At 71.4% G+C, this 16255-nt stretch carries 14 protein-coding genes; 10 read left to right on the top strand and 4 right to left on the bottom strand.

The features are described from left to right. The first annotated feature begins 16 nt into the window (after positions 1-16). A complete protein-coding gene (locus ACGFIQ_RS06340) occupies positions 17-1375 on the top strand; it encodes a glycoside hydrolase family 6 protein (protein WP_393239928.1) in 1359 nt (452 codons plus the stop codon). 181 nt (positions 1376-1556) lie between these two features. Here ACGFIQ_RS06340 and ACGFIQ_RS06335 read toward each other — a convergent pair whose 3' ends face one another. From ACGFIQ_RS06335 to ACGFIQ_RS06325, 3 genes are all read right to left on the bottom strand, one after another. Further along, complete coding sequence (locus tag ACGFIQ_RS06335) at positions 1557-2093, bottom strand: NUDIX domain-containing protein (protein WP_393239925.1); 537 nt, start codon at positions 2091-2093, stop codon at positions 1557-1559. Positions 2094-2128: 35 nt separating this feature from the next. Next, on the bottom strand, positions 2129-2833 hold the full coding sequence (locus ACGFIQ_RS06330; protein ID WP_393239922.1) for a response regulator: 705 nt from the start codon (positions 2831-2833) through the stop codon (positions 2129-2131). An 89-nt stretch (positions 2834-2922) separates the two neighbouring features. Beyond that, a complete protein-coding gene (locus ACGFIQ_RS06325; protein ID WP_393239919.1) occupies positions 2923-3909 on the bottom strand; it encodes a sensor histidine kinase in 987 nt (328 codons plus the stop codon). A gap of 407 nt (positions 3910-4316) precedes the next feature. Between ACGFIQ_RS06325 and ACGFIQ_RS06320 the strand changes: the two genes are divergently transcribed. The 8 genes from ACGFIQ_RS06320 to ACGFIQ_RS06285 all read left to right on the top strand — a co-directional run bounded on the left by ACGFIQ_RS06320 (position 4317) and on the right by ACGFIQ_RS06285 (position 14190). Next, positions 4317-5600 carry a sedoheptulose 7-phosphate cyclase gene (locus ACGFIQ_RS06320; protein ID WP_393239916.1) on the top strand — a complete coding sequence of 428 codons (1284 nt, stop codon included), beginning with the start codon at positions 4317-4319 and terminating at the stop codon, positions 5598-5600. A gap of 9 nt (positions 5601-5609) precedes the next feature. Beyond that, positions 5610-6749 (top strand): sugar phosphate nucleotidyltransferase, encoded by a 1140-nt coding sequence (locus tag ACGFIQ_RS06315; RefSeq protein WP_393239913.1) that lies wholly within the window; start codon positions 5610-5612, stop codon positions 6747-6749. Then, positions 6749-7801, top strand: a complete 1053-nt coding sequence (locus ACGFIQ_RS06310) for an ROK family protein (RefSeq protein WP_393239910.1) — start codon at positions 6749-6751, stop codon at positions 7799-7801. Before ACGFIQ_RS06315 ends, ACGFIQ_RS06310 begins: the two co-directional genes overlap by 1 nt. Before the next feature lie 8 nt (positions 7802-7809). Then, positions 7810-8724, top strand: a complete 915-nt coding sequence (locus ACGFIQ_RS06305) for an SDR family oxidoreductase (RefSeq protein WP_393239908.1) — start codon at positions 7810-7812, stop codon at positions 8722-8724. Then, positions 8721-9830 carry a VOC family protein gene (locus tag ACGFIQ_RS06300; protein ID WP_393239905.1) on the top strand — a complete coding sequence of 370 codons (1110 nt, stop codon included), beginning with the start codon at positions 8721-8723 and terminating at the stop codon, positions 9828-9830. Before ACGFIQ_RS06305 ends, ACGFIQ_RS06300 begins: the two co-directional genes overlap by 4 nt. Before the next feature lie 73 nt (positions 9831-9903). After that, positions 9904-11370 carry a GMC family oxidoreductase gene (locus ACGFIQ_RS06295; RefSeq protein WP_393239902.1) on the top strand — a complete coding sequence of 489 codons (1467 nt, stop codon included), beginning with the start codon at positions 9904-9906 and terminating at the stop codon, positions 11368-11370. A gap of 108 nt (positions 11371-11478) precedes the next feature. Next, positions 11479-12684, top strand: a complete 1206-nt coding sequence (locus tag ACGFIQ_RS06290) for an MFS transporter (RefSeq protein WP_393239899.1) — start codon at positions 11479-11481, stop codon at positions 12682-12684. Positions 12685-12744: 60 nt separating this feature from the next. Then, the gene (locus ACGFIQ_RS06285; protein ID WP_393239896.1) at positions 12745-14190 is read left to right on the top strand and encodes a trehalose-6-phosphate synthase; all 1446 of its coding nucleotides are present in this window, start codon (positions 12745-12747) and stop codon (positions 14188-14190) included. Between the two features lie 52 nt (positions 14191-14242). Here ACGFIQ_RS06285 and ACGFIQ_RS06280 read toward each other — a convergent pair whose 3' ends face one another. Then, the gene (locus tag ACGFIQ_RS06280; protein WP_393239893.1) at positions 14243-14947 is read right to left on the bottom strand and encodes an HAD family hydrolase; all 705 of its coding nucleotides are present in this window, start codon (positions 14945-14947) and stop codon (positions 14243-14245) included. A gap of 155 nt (positions 14948-15102) precedes the next feature. On the opposite strand from ACGFIQ_RS06280, the gene ACGFIQ_RS06275 reads away from it, so the two are divergent. After that, positions 15103-16059 (top strand): aldo/keto reductase family oxidoreductase, encoded by a 957-nt coding sequence (locus ACGFIQ_RS06275; RefSeq protein ID WP_393239890.1) that lies wholly within the window; start codon positions 15103-15105, stop codon positions 16057-16059. Positions 16060-16255: the final 196 nt, after the last annotated feature.

Below are 16255 nucleotides of genomic sequence, written 5' to 3'. Positions count from 1 at the left end.
CAGGAGGCAACACGTCGTGGCTATCCTCTCCTCGCTTCGCCGCAGATCGGCGGCCGGCGTGGCGGCCGTCGCGGGTGCCACCGCCGTCGGCGTCTGCCTCGCCGTCGGCAGTGCCTCCGCCGGCGCGCTGTCCGGATCGCTCTACCGCGACCCGAGTTCGGCAGTCATCCGCTGGGTGGCCGCCAACCCCGGCGACTCGCGTACCGCAGTCATCCGCGACAAGATCGCGAGTCAGCCGCAGGCCCGCTGGTTCGCCAACTTCAACCCGTCGACGGTCCAGTCCGAGGTCTCCGGGTTCGTCGGCGCCGCCAACGCGGCGCAGCAGATCCCGGTGCTGGCGGTGTACGAGATCACCAACCGGGACTGCGGCGGGGCCAGCGCCGGTGGGGCGCCGGACCTCAACCAGTACCAGACGTGGGTGTCCAACTTCGCCAGGGGGCTGGGCAACCAGACCGTCATCATCATCCTGGAAACCGACTCGCTCGCCCTGCTGACCTGCCTGAGCAGTGCCGAGATCAACGCCCGCAACCAGGCGATCTCGACGGCCACCCGGACCATCAAGTCGGGCAACCCCAACGCCAGGGTGTACCTCGACGGCGGCCACTCCACCTGGAACAGCGCGGGTGAGACGGCCAACCGGCTCCGGGCGGCCGGCGTGCAGTACGCCGACGGCTTCTTCACCAACGTGTCGAACTACAACTCCACCTCCAATGAGGCCAACTTCGGCCGGGCGGTCATCTCCGCACTCAACGGCATGGGCATCTCGGGCAAGCGCCAGGTCATCGACACCAGCCGCAACGGGGGCGCCAGCGGGGACTGGTGCGGTGACGACAACACCGACCGGCGCATCGGGCAGTACCCGACGACCAACACCGGCGACAGCAACATCGACGCGTACCTCTGGGTGAAGCCGCCGGGGGAGGCGGACGGCTGCCGCTACACGGCCGGTTCGTTCCAGCCCGACCTGGCCTTCAGCCTGGCCAACGGCGCGCCCAACCCGCCCACCACGGCCCCGCCGACGACCGCCCCGCCGACGACGGCGCCGCCGACCACCGCCCCGCCGACGACCCCGCCGCCGACCGGTAACGGCTGCCTCGCGTCCGTGGTGATCAACCAGTGGACCGGCGGCTTCACCGCGAGCGTGACGGTCACCGCCGGCTCCGCGGACATCAACGGCTGGACCGTGACCGTCACGCTGCCCGGCGGCGCCTCGGTCACCGGCACCTGGAGTGCCCAGGCCAGCGGCACCAGCGGCACCGTCCGGTTCACCAACGTGGGCTACAACGGACACGTCGGCGCCGGGCAGTCGACCAACTTCGGTTTCCAGGGTTCCGGCACCGGCCCGAGCACGACGGCCACCTGCGCGGCCAGCTGACACCCACTCGATGCCGAGGCCTGGCGCGGAGGACCACCTCCGCGCCGGGCCCGACCCCGTCCTACGGTACGAACCAGCCGGCCGCCGACATGACCGCCCTACGACTGTGGACTCGTCGGCTCAGTCGCTCTCGTCCGCGAACGTGTGGTAGCGCATCCGGAAACCCCGCAGCAGGGTCTGCTCAGCCGGCCACGCTGGAGCGCAGGTGGTAGAGCGTCAGCGCGGCCAGAGACGGCGCGTCGACGAGCTGTTTCGCGAGTATCAACTCCGCGACCTCGTCATCGGTGAACGCCTGGTGGCGCATCCCCTGCTCGGTGACCTCGCGGTCGGGCTCGCCCTCGGTCAACCCGGTGGCCAGGTAGATGTCGAAGCCCTGGTTCGAGAAGCCGTACGCCGCGAACAGGTGCCCGAGGTGGCGCATCTCCCTCGCGTGCAGACCGGTCTCCTCGGCAAGTTCCTGACGGGCCAGTGCGAGCTGGTCTCCGTCGTTGCCGACACCCCAACTGCCCTGGGGAAACTCCCAGGCGCGGCGCCCGATCGGGTAGCGGTACTGCTCCACCAGCCAGAACCCGCGGCTCCACCGCGGCAGCACCAGGGCGAAGTCCGGTTTCTCGACCACCCCGTACAGGCCGGGGCTGCCGTCCGGGAGTCGGATCACGTCCTCGCGAACAGTCATCCATCGGTTGCGGTAGACGACCTGGCTGCTCACCTGTTCCACCGGATGATGGTCGCAGAAGTCGGGACAGGTGTCGTTCATGCCGGTCGTCGGGCCGCCGAGGGTCCCCTGACGGGCAGGGCGGGGTCGATCAGCGCCGCGGCGACCGCCTTGTTGACCGCGTCCAGCCGGGAGACCGCGGAGAGTTTCGCGAACACGTTGCGCAGGTGCCGCTTCACGGTCGCCTCGGTCAGGCCGAGCCGGTTGGCGATCTGCGCGTTGCTCATCGCGTGCGCCACCAGGTGCAGCACCTCGCGCTCGCGTTCGGAGAGGGCGACGATTTCCTCCCGACTCGGCACGAGGCTGCCCGGAGAAACCGACACCACGATGTGCGAATCATTCACCTGGCTGCCGCGAATCGCGGCGAGAAGCCCCAGACGGCTCACGCTCTTGTGCAGATAGCCCTGCACGCCCAGGCCGAGCAGCCGCTGCACGAGCGCCCCACCGTCGTGCATGCTGAGGATTATCGTCTTCGTTTTCGGTGAGGCCGTACGAATGCGCTGCACCGTCACTGCCACGTCGTCACCGGGAATCTCCACGTCGAGCAGCACGATATCGGGCTTGGTCTCGCCGATCGCGGCGACGGCGGCGGTGCTGTCACCGGCCTCGGCGACGACCTCGATGTCGTCCTCGAATTGCAGGATCTCGGACACGCCCTCCCGGAATAATGCGTGGTCGTCCACCAAGGCTATCCGGATGCGGTTTACTTCTCCGTTCGGAACGGGCGGCGTTCTCAGTTCCACAGACCACTTCCCTGCGTCTTGCTAAAAGAACCGTGTCACGGAGCGGTGGTCGCCGCGCCGGGCCACGGCGATCTTCGTGTCGAATGGGGTCAAGGTTGGTGGGGGACCAGGATCTCAATCGTCGTGCCGCGGCCGGTGGAGCTGTCGATGCGGATCGAGCCATCGAGGAGCGTCACTCGCTCCCGCATCGACGCCATACCCGTGCCCCGGGGCGACGAAACGTCCGCGCTCAGCCCGACCCCGTCATCGCGGACGACCGCGCGGAGTCGCCCCGGTCGAATGTCGATCGCGATCGAGACCGAGCTGCCCCCGCTGTGCACAAGCGCGTTGCGGACCGCCTCACGGATGACGAGGTAGACCTCGGCTCTGGTCAGGAGCGGCAGGTGCCCCTCGTCGCCGGTCACCACCAGCTCGGGTGTGATGGCGTCGGTGTCGACGGAGGCCAGGAAGTCGCGCAGGCTCCGCTCCAGGCCGTCGAACGTCTCGGTGACCCGCAGGCCGGAGGCGAGCTGTCTGATCTGGGTCATCACCACGGCGAGCGACTGCCGCGCCGAGACCACCCGGCCGTGCGCCCGGGTCGGGTCCCGGGCGTGGAGGATCTCGTACAACTCGAGGTGGCGGTGCGCCACGTTGATGTCCGCGCCGAGCCGGTCGTGCAGGGTCCGGGCGAGGCGCCGCCGCTCCTCGCGTCGCGCCTCGCGCAGCTCGTCGACCGGATGGTGCCGGGCCGACGATGTCGTCCTGGCGACGTGGCGGGACACCGTGCCGGTCAGGGCCTGGATGCCGGACACGAGCCGGTGCGGGGAGTCGGTCACGCACTCGGCGGCGGTCGTCGCCGCGATGCCGAGGAAGTCGGTCAGGGCGTACGCGACGTCCGCCGGATGGCTCCGGAGACCCTCGACCCGGCTGTCGTACGACGACCCGTCCGCGGGCCGGGTCTCGCCGTCGTCGCGTACCGCCGCGATCATGTTGTCGAGCGCGTCCGTGGCGCAGGCGAGGACGGCGTGCCGCGTGTCGCGCCGCTGGGCGATCGTCAGGTGTTGGTGGTCCAGCCGCCGTTCGAACTCCGCCAGCACCTGCGGCCTTCGAGATTCGAGCCGGCTCGCGGGTGATCCATTCTCTGCCCAACCGGCCATTGGCACTCCCCGCTGGCGCCGGAACCCCATGGAACGATCTCGGTGGATGAGTCTAGCCCAGCGCCGATGCATCCGCACCGGCGTGGACGGCGTCGATCAATGCGTCGGCGGGAGGAGGTCCCAGTGGATCAAAGGTGCGCCTCCGGTATCGAAAGTTGTATGGCCCGAACCGGTCGATCCTTCGGCCCGATGTTTATTTGGTGAGCAGCCAGATATTGCGATGACTGCACTTGTGCACGTCGCGACGGCCTCGCTAGCTTCGAGAGGTCGGAGTGATGTTCGAATATGCGGAAGCGTCGACGAAATGGTGTGCGATCCGCATGATGGAACGGTTCTGATCGTCCTGGATGGGCGGCCGTTTCGGAACGGAGGGCGGAGTCATCGCCGAGAAGAATTGCTCGGGGCAGCCATTACCCGCGACGCGGGAGGGTCTGTTCACCACGAAATCGCAGCGGCCGGGATGGCAGGTCAGCACCAGCCAGACGGTGAGCTACGAGGTGCGGGTCACGCAGCGTCTGCTCGACCCGGGAAATGACGCACTGATCGGTGCCGGGGTGTCCGGGCCGAGTGCGGCGACGCGGCGGCTCGTCGTCGTGGACCGTCAGGTGTTCCGCCTCCACGCCGGCGCGCTGGAGAACTACTTCGCGGCGCGGCGGGTCGAGTACGCCCTGTGCGTCATCGACGCCCACGAGGCGAACAAGTCCCTCGACACGGCGCTCCAGGTCGTCCGGGCGATGGACGCGTTCGGCATCGCCCGACGGCGGGAGCCGGTGATCGCCATCGGGGGCGGCGTGCTGACCGACATCGTCGGACTCGCCACCAGCCTGTACCGGCGGGCCACCCCGTACGTGAAGGTGCCGACCACGCTCATCGGCATGGTGGACGCGGGCATCGGGGTGAAGACCGGTGTCAACTTCGACCACCACAAGAACCGGCTGGGGTCCTACCACCCCGCGTCGGTGACCCTGGTCGACCCGTCCTTCCTGGCCACGCTCACCGAGAAGCACGTCCGCAACGGGCTGGCGGAGATCCTGAAGATCGGCCTGGTCAAGGACGCGGCACTGTTCGACCTGCTGGCCCGGCACGGCCGCCAACTCATCCGGGACCGCCTGGGCACCTCCGGCGGAGACCGGTCCGGCGAGGTCGCGTCTGAGGTCATGCGGCGGGCGATCCACGGGATGCTTGAGGAGTTGCAGCCCAACCTCTGGGAGCAGGAGCTGAAGCGGCTCGTCGACTACGGGCACTCCTTCTCGCCGACGATCGAGATGCAGGCGCTCCCCGAGCTGCTGCACGGCGAGGCGGTCTGCGTCGACATGGCCCTCACCACCGTGCTGGCCCAGTACCGCGGCATGGTGAGCCCCACCGAGGCCCGCCACATCTGGCAGGTGATGGGTGACCTGGGCCTTCCCCGGTGGCATCCGGTCTGCACGCCGGAGCTTCTGCTGCACGCACTGGAGGACACGGTGCGGCACCGCGACGGCCGGCAACTCCTCCCGCTGCCCGTCGGCGTGGGCTCGGCGCGCTTCGTCGACGACGTGACGCCGGCCGAGCTGACGCACGCGTGTGCCGACATGGAACGGCTCACCTGGGAGTTCGACGGACCGCGGCGGTACGAGACGACGAGGACGTGAGGTGACGACATGAACAGGGTGCGCGCGGTCGTGCTGGCCGGCGGCGAAGGGCGGCGGATGGGCCCGGTGGGCTCCGAGACGCCGAAGCCCCTGATCCCCTTCGGCGGCACCAGCCGACTCATCGACTTCAGTCTGCTCAACGCCCGCTCCTCCGGCCTGCGGGAGGTGCTCGTCCTGTCCCAGTTCGAGGAGCGGCAGCTCATGGACTCCCTGCATCTGAGCTGGAACCGGGGCGACGCTTTCCGGTTGCACTTCGGCCCATACGACGGGGCGTACCGCGACGCGGGCCCCGGTGAACTGCCACCGCACCTTCCGGAGCGCACCTGGCCGGCCGAACGCGGCACCGCCGACGCGCTGCTGTCCAAGGCGCGCCACATCTTCGGCGGGGCTACCGAGGAGGTGCTGGTCCTGCACGCCGACCACGTCTACCGTTTCGACTACGCGCCGATGGTGGCCGCGCACCGCGGTTCCGGCGCCGCGTTGACGCTCGCGTACCAGCGCATCGAGCGCCGGTACGTGCACCTGTTCGGCATGGTGTCCTTCGACGACGCGGGCAACCTCACGTCGTTCGAGGAGAAGCCGGCCGACCCGACGAGCGACCTGGTGTTCGCGGCGTTCTGCCTCTTCGACGCGAAGATCCTGCACCGCTACCTGGAGCGGCTGGACGGCACCGACTGGGGGCACGACATCAGCCGGGACGTCATCCCCGCCATGCTCGCCGGCGGTGAGCGGATCCGCGGGTACCCGGTCCACGGGTACTGGGAGGACATCGGCACCGTCGACCGCTACCACCGGGCCCACCTGCGGCTGTTGGAGCCCAGGCCCACCATGCGGCTGACCGAGCTGCCCCGCACCCTGCGGCCGGAACTCGCCTGTCGGATCGTCGCCGACGCGGGTGGCGTCCGCGGCAGCGTCGTCCGGGCCGACCTGCACAACCAGGGTCTGCTGGAGAACAGCGTGGCGTTCCCCGACGTGCGGATCGGCCGGGACGCGCGGGTACGGGACTCCGTGCTGCTGCCCGGAGCGCGCGTGCCCGCGGGCGCCGTCGTGGACTCGGCAGTCGTCCTCGGGGACGGTTCGGTCGTGGACGCGGCGCCGGAGCCGATGACCCTGGCCCCGTGCCTGGCCGCGTCGACGGGGGGTGCGTGATGGCCGGCTGGAACGATTCGGACGGCGCGACGGTGGTGGTCGCCGACATCGGCGGCACCACGTTGCGTATCGGCCGGTGGGATGCCGCGACCGGTCGTCTGCACGACGTCACGCGGCACGCCGTCGACGGGCTGGCCAGGTATCCGCAGGAGCCGCCGGAACGGCTTCAGTCCAGGGTGCTGGCGCAGCTCGGCGACCGGCTCGCCGACTACCTGAGCACCTGCCCGGAGGCTCGCACCGTCGGTCTCGCGTTCGCCGGGCCGGTGGACGACCGGGGCACGGTGCTCGCCGCACCCACCATCTGGGGTGGCGGCGGGGAACCGCTCGACCTGGGGGAAATCCTCACCCGGCGCCTCGGCCGCAGCGTGGTGGTCGCCAACGACATGACGGCGGCGGCGTGGCGCTACGCCGCGGAGGAGACCGAGGGGTTCTGCGTCGTCACGATCAGCTCGGGCATCGGCAACAAGGTCTTCCGCGACGGCAGGGTCCTGGTGCACCCGCAGGGTTACGGCGGTGAACTCGGGCACTGGCTCGTCGATCCGCGGCCGGACGCGCTGCCGTGCGACTGCGGGGGTCGCGGCCATCTCGGCGCCGTCGCCTCGGGTCGGGGTCTGCTGGCCGCCGCCCGGCGCGCGGCGGTCGAGCACCCGGACCGCTTCGCCGGGTCGGCGCTGGCCCGCCCCTCGGCGGATCCAGAGGCCATGACCTGCGAGGCGCTGGCCGAGGCCGTACGGGCGGGGGACACCTTCGCCACCGACGTGCTGTGCGAGTCCCTGCGGTACCTGGCGCTGGCGATCTCGTGCGTGTACACCGCGATCGGAATTCGCCGGTACGTCGTGATCGGCGGGTTCGCCGTCGCCGTCGGTGAGCCGATCATCGAGCACCTGACCGGGCAGCTCCGTGCGGTCGGCTGCTTCGGGCTCGGTGCCGAGGAGATCGGGCAGATGGTGCGTCTCGGCGCGACCGACGACGACCACTGCCTGATCGGCATGGGGCACCTGGCCTCGCGGGACACGGCCGGCGTCCAGTTGTCCGTCGTCGGGGAGAGGTAGGGGCGGCCATGCGCGTACTCATCGTCGGTAGTGGTTTCGTCGGCCGCGCCCTGGCCGCGCACCTGATCGCCGAGGGCCACGGTGCCGTCGTCGCCTCGCGACACCCGGTGTCCCCGGTGGTCGGCGGCGATCCACTGCCCTGGCTGCAACTGGACGTGACCGACCGGGCCGCCTGCGCGGCGGCCGTCCGGCAATCGCGCGCCGAGTCGGTGGTGCTGGTCCACGGCCCGTCCGACGTCACCTGGTGCGAGGCCAATCCGGCACGGGCGGAGGAGGTCCACCTCGCGGGAGCGCGGCACCTGGCGGACGCCGCGGCGGGACGCCGCCTCGTGATGATCTCCACGGACAACGTGTTCGACGGCACCGCCCAGTCCAACGACGAGGACAGCCCGCCCCGCCCGGCCAACGCGTACGGGCGGGCCAAGCTGGCCGCCGAGCGGGTGGTCCGCGAGTTGCCGTCCGCGACGGTCCTGCGGGTCAGCCTGGTGTACGGGCAGGAGCCTCCCGGCGCCAAGTGGCTGAACTTCTTCGCCGCCTGCGCGGACCGTCTCCGGCGTGGTGAACCGGTCGCCGCACCTGTCGACCAGTGGGTCACTCCCGTCCTGGTCGATGACGTCGCCCGGGTGACGGCGGCGGTCGCGTGTGCTCCGGCGCCGGAACTCCTGCACCTCGGCGGGCCCGACCGGCTCAGCCGCGCCGAGTGGGCCGGCACCATCGCCCGGCGGCTGGGAGTGCCCGACGACCTGGTGACACCGGTGCCGCGGGCCACCAGCAGGTACGCCTCGCGGCCGGAGAACAGCTGCCTGACCAGCCGTCTGCTGCCGCACCACCCCGCGACGGCGCACCTCAGCATCCGCGGAGTCGACGCCGGCGCGGCCCACCTGCTCGGGGCCGCCCCGATCGCGGAAGGAGTGCCGAGATGACCGTGACACGTTCCGAGAACCCGCCGGGGGTGCCCACCGCCCGTCGGGTCGACCACGTCGGCATGACGGTCAGCGACCTCGACGCGGCAGTGGACCTCCTGGTGGCGGGGCTCGGCGGTGAGCTGGTGTATTCGCTGCCGACGCTGTCGCACAGCGACGACTGGATGGCGGTCCACCTCGACGTGCACCCGCGGGCGAGCGCCCGGATCGCACTGGTCCGGCTCGGGCCGGTCACCAACGTGGAGCTGTTCCAGTACCAGGCTCCCGACCAGGTGAGCGTCCCGCCACGTCCGCACGAGGTGGGAAGCCACCACCTCGGGCTGTACGTGGACGACGTGGACAAGGCCGCGGCCCACCTGCTGCGGCGGCTGGACGTGCACCCGGCCGGCCCGGCGTACACCGAGCCGGCCGACTCCCCACGGGCCGGTGTTCGCTGGATCCGGATGATCACCCCCTGGGGCCTGTCGTTCGAGGTCCGCTCGGTGCCCCCCGAGGCGCGGGCGGGCGACGGACGGTTCGGCCCCTGCCCGTCCTGGACCAACCGGGACGACGGCTCGCCCGCCACCGCCGTCGTGCCCGGCCTGCGCAACGTCGACCATCTGGCCTACACCGTCGCGGACCTGCCCGCGACGATCCGTTTCTTCACCGAGGTGCTCGGTGCCGAGCTGCTCTACCGCGCGCCCGCGACCCGGTTGGAGGACGGCGACCTCGCCGCGGCGCTCGGGGTCCCGGCGCGGGGCACCATGACCCACGCCGCCCTGCGCCTCGGGCCCACCGACAACGTCGACCTGTACCAGTACGACGTCGCGGGGGCGGCGAGTCGCCCGCCGCGCAACAGCGACGTGGGTGGCCGGCACCTCGCCCTGTACGTCGACGATGTCGACGCCGCCGTCGCGTACCTGCGCCGGCAGCGCGGCGTCACCGTGCTTGGCGATCCCGAGACCATTCCGGACGGGCCGATCGCCGGTGACCGGTGGGCCTACGTACGAACCCCCACCGGGCCGTACCTCGAAGTCGTGAACATGCCGGACGGCCGCCTGCCGTACGAACGCGAGACGGCGGCGCGGCGGCGACCGTCCACGGGTCTGCGTTGGACGACCCGGTAACTGGAGCTTTCTTTAGGTCCGGAGGGACCGGTTGGACGCGCGCCGGTCGAATCCGAAGGGAAGGAAAGAGACGATGTCAGAGAACCTGCGAGCCGATGTTGTCGTCGTCGGTGGAGGTGCCGCCGGGTGTGTGTTGGCCGCCCGGCTGAGTGAGGACGGACGACGCTCGGTGCTGCTGCTCGAAGCGGGACCGGACTACGGGCCGTACGAGGAGGGGCGGTGGCCGGCCGAGCTGCTGGACTGCCGGTCTCCCGCGCGCAGCCACGACTGGGCGCCGGACGCCCCGCCGTACCACTCGCGGGCCCGGGTCATCGGCGGGTCGTCGGTGAGCAACGCCTGCTGGACCACCATCGGCGCACCCACCGACTACGACGCCTGGGGCGTCTACTCCGACAACGCGTGGGACTACGCCACGCTCGCCCCGTATCTCGACGACGCCCTGCGCGAGCTGCGGGTACGCGGGGTGGCGGAGCCCGACCGGGGTCTGTGGCACCGGGCGGTGGAGGCCGGGGCCACGCAGCTCGGGCTGCCCCGGTTGGCCGACGTCAACAGCGTCGACGCCAAGGAGGGTGTCGGCTGGGTGCCGCTCAACGCGGTCGGCCATCTGCGCTGGAACGCCGCGTTCGCCTATCTCGACCCCGCCCGGGGCCGGTCCAACCTGCGGATCGTGGGCGACTCGCTGGCCGTGCGGCTGCTGATGAGCGGTGACCGCGCCACCGGCGTGGAGATCATCCGGGACGGGCGGACCGAGACGGTCGAGGCGGACACCGTGGTGCTGGCCTCCGGCGCCTACGGCAACCCACCACTGCTGATGCGCAGCGGGATCGGGCCCGAGGACGTGCTGCGGGAGCTGGGCGCACCCGTGGTGTCGCCGATGCCGGGTGTGGGCGCGAATCTCATCGACCACTCGAAGGTCCACATCCCGCTCGTCCCGACCGGTGCGATGGTGCTTGCCGACCAGGCCGTGTACATGGCGCAGACGGTGCTCAAGGCCCGGTCGAGCCGGACCGCCGACGACTACTGGGACCTGCACATCGTGCCGACGGCCGGAGCGGGTGAGGAGCAGCAGGGCCGCTACACCGGCCCGCTGGCGGTCGCGCTGTACGTGTTCGTGCTCTCGCCCCGGTCCCGGGGCCACGTACGGGCCCGGTCGCTGGATCCGCTGGCCGAGCCACTCATCGACCACGCCTACTTCTCCGACCCGGAGGGCTACGACCGCCAGGTGGCCCTGGACGGCGTCGACCTGGCCCACAAGCTCGCCGAGACCCTTCCGGTGAGCGAGATGGCCACGCTCACCCCGTGGTCACCGGCGCAACGTGAGGCGATTGCCGACATGCCCGGTGGGTACTGGCATCCCGTCGGTACCTGTGCGATGGGACCGGACAGCGATCCCGCGGCGGTGGCGGGTGCCGACGGGCGCGTGCACGGGCTGTCCAACGTGTACGTCGGGGACGCCTCACTGATGCCGGTGATTCCCCGGGCCAACACCCACCTGACCACCGTCGCGCTGGCCGCTCGCCTGGCGGAGTCCATCCGGTGAGGGTCGGGACGGGATCGACCTGAGGGCCGAGGGGCGACGGCGGAAGCCGGCGCCGTGGCGGGCGATCGCCAGAGAGGGGATGACCAGGTGCGTACGAGGGCAGTTCCGGTGTTCGTCGTTTTCCTGCTCAACGGGATCATCGCCGGCTCGTGGGCGCCGCGCATGCCGAGCCTCGCCGAACAGATCGGCGCCAGCCCGGGGGTGCTCGGTCTCGTCCTGCTCGGCGCGAGCGTCGGGCTGGCGGCGGCGGCCTCGGTCGCGGGCCGGTTGTGCGCCCGCTTCGGCGCCCGGGTGATGATCCTGGTGTCGGCGGTCGCCGCCGCGGGCCTGCTGCCCGTCCTCGCGCTCGTCACCTCGCCGGTGCAGCTCGCCCTCGTCCTGGTCCTGCTCGGCGCGTCCTTCGGCGTGTTCGACGTGTCGATGAACGTCGCCGCCGTGACCGTCATCCGCCGCGCGGACCGGCCGCTCATGCCGGTCTTCCACGCCGGTTTCAGCTTCGGCGCGCTGGGTGGCTCACTCGCCGCAGCGATCGCCGCCGGGAACCGCGTGGACCTGCTTCCGTACTTCACCCTGGTCACGCTCGCGTCGCTGGCCGTCACCGCCGCCGTGATCCGGTTCGTGCCGACCGCGGAGCCGACCCCCGGCGCCCACCGGGAGCAGGGCGGGCTCGACCGGAGCATGCTGCGCCGCCCGGTCCTGTGGCTGCTGGGCGGTGTCGCGTTCATCTCCGCCGTCGTCGAGGGCTCCAACGGCGACTGGTCGGCGTTGTTCGCGGTCCACGAGCGGGGCATGTCCGAGGCGGCCGGCGCCATCATGTACTCCGTCTTCTGTCTCGCGATGGGGGTGGTCCGGCTCTTCGGCGAACGGATCCAGCGCCGCTTCGGCGCCATCCGGGTCCTGGTCGTCGGCTCGCTGCTCGCCGGGGCCGGCCTGCTGATGGCGGCCATCGTGCCGGTGGCCTGGCTCACCTACGCCGGGTACGTGCTGGCCGGCGGCGGCGTCGCGTTCGCCTTCCCGGTGGCGATCGACCTGGCCAGCGCCGCCGGCCGGCGTAGCGACGGCACCGGCGGCGAGCGGGAGATCGGGTTCGTCACGACCATCGCCTACTCGGGGTTCCTCATCGGCCCACCCATGATCGGCGGCGTGGCGGAGCTGACGAACCTGTCGGTCGCCGTCGGGTTCATCGGGGTCGTCGCGATGATCATGGCGCCGGTCGCGCTCGCCTCGGCCGCCGCCCGCCGCCGCGAGGAACGCGGCCGGCGCACGGAGACCGGACCCCCTCGGGACTACGCGCACACCGAAAGTCGCGGATAGGAGCACGACCGCGCGTCCTTTCCGCCAGCATCCGTCCAACCGGCATCGGAGGAATCGACAATGAGTCAGCGCCACCTGTTCCTGGCCAGCAAACGGGCCGCCGTGAGCTTCGCGCCCGACCCCGACACCGGCGAGTTGCGCCCCTCGTTGGCCCCCGGCGGCACCGGCAAGGTGGTGGCCGACCAGGCCGGCGTGCTCGGCGTCTCCTGGATCGCCAGCGCCGACACCGACGGCGACCGTCAGGTGGCCGCCGAGCACCCGGACGGGCTGGAGGTGCAGCTGCCGTCCGGCGGCGGCGTCACCATCCGGCTGCTGCGCCACGACCGCGAGACGTTCTCCGTCGTACAGGACTTCGTCACCGCCGAGCTACTCTGGGCGGCCAACAACTACGGCTGGGACCGCTGGACCACGCCCACGTTCACCGAACGGACCTACACGGCGATGGACCACTTCGCCGCGTTCAACAGGGACTTCGCGACCGCGCTGCTGGACGCCTCCGCCGACGTCGCCGACCCGGTGTACCTGGTGCACGACTACCAGCTCCTCGGTGTGCCGGCACTGCTGCGGGAGCGCCGGCCGGATGCGCCGGTGCTGCTCTTCGTCCACATCCCGTGGCCCGCACCGGACTACTGGCGGGTGCTGCCCGCACACGTGCGCACCGGGTTGATCGAGGGCATGCTGGCGGCCACCACGATCGGTTTCTTCACCACCCGGTGGGTGCGCAACTTCCTCGACTGCGTCGCCGACCTGCTGCCAGACGCCAAGGTCGACCGGGACTGCGGGGTGGTGCGGTGGCGCGGCAACCGGTGCCGGGTGCGCGCCATGCCGCTGGGCTACAGTCCGCTCACCCTGCGCGGGCGCCAGCCCCGGCTGCCGGACGGCGTCGCGGAGTGGGTCGGGGACGACCCGCTCGTGGTGCACGTCGGCCGGACCGACCCCGCGAAGAACGCCGAGCGGGCCGTACGCGCCTTTCTCCGCGCGGTGCGCTCCGACGACAGGCTCGACACGGCCAAGATGCTCGTCCGGATGAACCCCAACCGCCTGTACGTGACCGCCAACAGCGACTACACCCGCCGGGTCGAGGAGGCGGTGGACGAGGCCAACCGCGAACTCGGCGGCGATCGCGTACGGGTGCACTGCGACGGCGACATCGACCACAGCATCGGCTGCTTCCAGCGCGCCGACCTGCTCGTGATCAATTCGACTGTGGACGGGCAGAACCTGAGCGCGTTCGAGGGGGTGCTCGTCAACACCCGCGACGCCGACCTGGTGCTGTCCGAGATGTGCGGCGCCGCCGAAATCCTCGCGCCGGTGAGCCGTACGGTGAACCCGTTCGATCTGGTGGAGCAGGCCGACATGATCCGCGCCGGCCTCACCGCGCCGGCCGCGGAACGAGCCGAGGCCGCCGAGCGCCGACGGGCGGTGGCCGCCCCCTGGACCGTGGAGAGGTGGGTGCGCCAGCAACTCGACGGTCTGGCCGAGGACAACCGCGACCGCCATGGCTGAGAGGTCGAGGGCGGCCGAGGGGGGCTACGCCGCGCCGGCCCGGTCGTGTCGCTCAGCAGCCGGCGAGGGCGAGCACGTTGCCCAGGCCCCGGGGCCGCGACACGGCGCGGTCGCGCGGCAGCAGGTAGACAGGCATCCCCACCACGCTGGCCGCGCCGTCCCGGACCGGGTCGTCGCCGACGAACAGGGTCCGGCCGGCGGGTACGCCCAGCTCCGCGCACGCGACCTCGAACAGCTCCGGCTCCGGTTTGACCACGCCGTGCTCGCAGGACAGCACGACGCCGCGCAGCAGGGCGGCGATGCCCACCGCCTCGAACGTGGGGCGGATGTCCCACCCGATGTTGCTCACCACACCCAGTGCCACCCCGGCTCGGTGCAGGGCGGTGAGCACCGGCGCGGTGTCCGGGTAGGGCTCCCAGCACAGCGGATCGGTCAGGCAGGCGTACAGCGCGTCGGCCAGCGCCTCGGGTGCTCGCCCGGGCAGCGAACGGACGGCCGCCTCCGTGAACAGCTCCGTCCACACGGTGCGGTGCCGTCGCACCGACCTGTCGCAGCCCTCGCGCCGGGTGAGCCCTTCGGGAGAGTCGGCGACCGCGAGGGCGGCCTCGATGAGGCTGGCTGCCGGCCCGTCGTCCAACACCGTGCCCCACGCACCTGCCGCCTCCCGCACCGCGGCGACGGTCAGGACGGCGGAGTCGTCGAACAGCGTTCCGGAGAAGTCGAACAGGACGGCATCGACAGCTCGCGTCTGCACCACGACCCTATTGTGCCCGAAACGGACGGGGGAGAACCTGCTCGACGGTTCCCCGACCGTCCGGCCCCACACCCGAAACGGAGGGCCACCACCGTGCCCCAGATACGAGTGACAAGCCGCCGGGTCGCGCCGCCCGCCCGCGGGACGCGGGTCGACAGATGAGCGCCACCCACGACGTACGCCACCACCGCCTGCTCTACGGCTGCATGGGGCTCGGCGGCGACTGGGACACGTCGCCCTACGCCGCCCGCGACGTCGATGCCGCCGAAGCGGCGATCACCGCCGCACTGGACATCGGCATCACCGGGTTCGACCACGCGGACATCTACCGGTACGGCAAGTCCGAGGCCGTCTTCGGGGAGGTCCTCGCCCGTGCTCCGGACCTGCGGTCACGCATCCTGCTCCAGACCAAGTGTGGGATCCGGCTGGCCGACGACTCCGGGCCGGGCCGGTACGACCTGCGCGGGACACACATCGTCCGCAGCGTCGAGGAGAGCCTGACCCGCCTGCGCACCGACGTCATCGACGTCCTGCTGTTGCACCGCCCGGACCCGCTGGCCGATCCGGACGACGTCGCCGAGGCCCTGACCTCCCTGCACCGCCAGGGCCTGGTGCGCGACTTCGGCGTCTCGAACATGGCCGCCCCGCAGATCGCGCAGTTGCAGGCGCGCCTCGATCGCCCACTCGTGGCCAACCAGCTCGAGATGAGCCTCGCCCAACGGGCCTGGGTCGAGGCCGGCGTCCTCGTCAACACCCCGGAGTCCGCGGCGACCGGCTTCCCGCTCGGCACCGTGGAACACTGCCGGGCGAACGGGATCGGCCTCCAGGCGTGGGGGTCCCTGTGCCGGGGGCGCTTCACCGGCGCCCAGGAGACACCGACGGAGCACGGCACGGCCGAGCACGTCGCCGCCCTCGCCAAGCGGAAGGGCACCACGCCGGAGACGATCCTGCTGTGGTGGATCCAGCGGCATCCGGCGCGGATCACTCCCGTGATCGGCACCGCACGTCCCGACCGCATCCGTGCCTGCCGCGATGCGGCGACCCGGGCGCCAGATCTGACCCACGACGAGTGGTACGAGCTGTGGCTGACCGCTCGGGACGGGGCGTTGCCGTAGCGGTACGCGCGGTGCCTGTCGGGTGTCGGCTCGGGCCGGCGCGGCCGCGCAGTCCGTCGAGAACGATTCCCCCGCAGGTGCCGGACCCGGGCATGGAACTCCGCTGCGTCCAGCCGGGACGAATATCCGAGGAGGACGGCCGACGGGCAGACGCCGGGAGGCATGGATCGCCGGGTCGGTGTCTGCCACGTCTTTC

Source organism: Micromonospora sp. NPDC048898, assembly GCF_043198035.1.
Taxonomy (GTDB): Bacteria; Actinomycetota; Actinomycetes; order Mycobacteriales; family Micromonosporaceae; genus Micromonospora.
The sequence above is the reverse complement of the archived record's forward strand: the minus strand, read 5'-3'. Positions and strand labels throughout refer to the sequence as shown.

Bases quoted from the DNA above. Each gene is read 5' to 3' on its own strand.
- ACGFIQ_RS06320 (WP_393239916.1), top strand. From the start codon at position 4,317: ATGGGCGGCCGTTTCGGAACGGAGGGCGGAGTCATCGCCGAGAAGAAT.
- ACGFIQ_RS06315 (WP_393239913.1), top strand. From the start codon at position 5,610: ATGAACAGGGTGCGCGCGGTCGTGCTGGCCGGCGGCGAAGGGCGGCGG.
- ACGFIQ_RS06310 (WP_393239910.1), top strand. From the start codon at position 6,749: ATGGCCGGCTGGAACGATTCGGACGGCGCGACGGTGGTGGTCGCCGAC.
- ACGFIQ_RS06305 (WP_393239908.1), top strand. From the start codon at position 7,810: ATGCGCGTACTCATCGTCGGTAGTGGTTTCGTCGGCCGCGCCCTGGCC.
- ACGFIQ_RS06300 (WP_393239905.1), top strand. From the start codon at position 8,721: ATGACCGTGACACGTTCCGAGAACCCGCCGGGGGTGCCCACCGCCCGT.
- ACGFIQ_RS06295 (WP_393239902.1), top strand. From the start codon at position 9,904: ATGTCAGAGAACCTGCGAGCCGATGTTGTCGTCGTCGGTGGAGGTGCC.
- ACGFIQ_RS06285 (WP_393239896.1), top strand. From the start codon at position 12,745: ATGAGTCAGCGCCACCTGTTCCTGGCCAGCAAACGGGCCGCCGTGAGC.
- ACGFIQ_RS06275 (WP_393239890.1), top strand. From the start codon at position 15,103: ATGAGCGCCACCCACGACGTACGCCACCACCGCCTGCTCTACGGCTGC.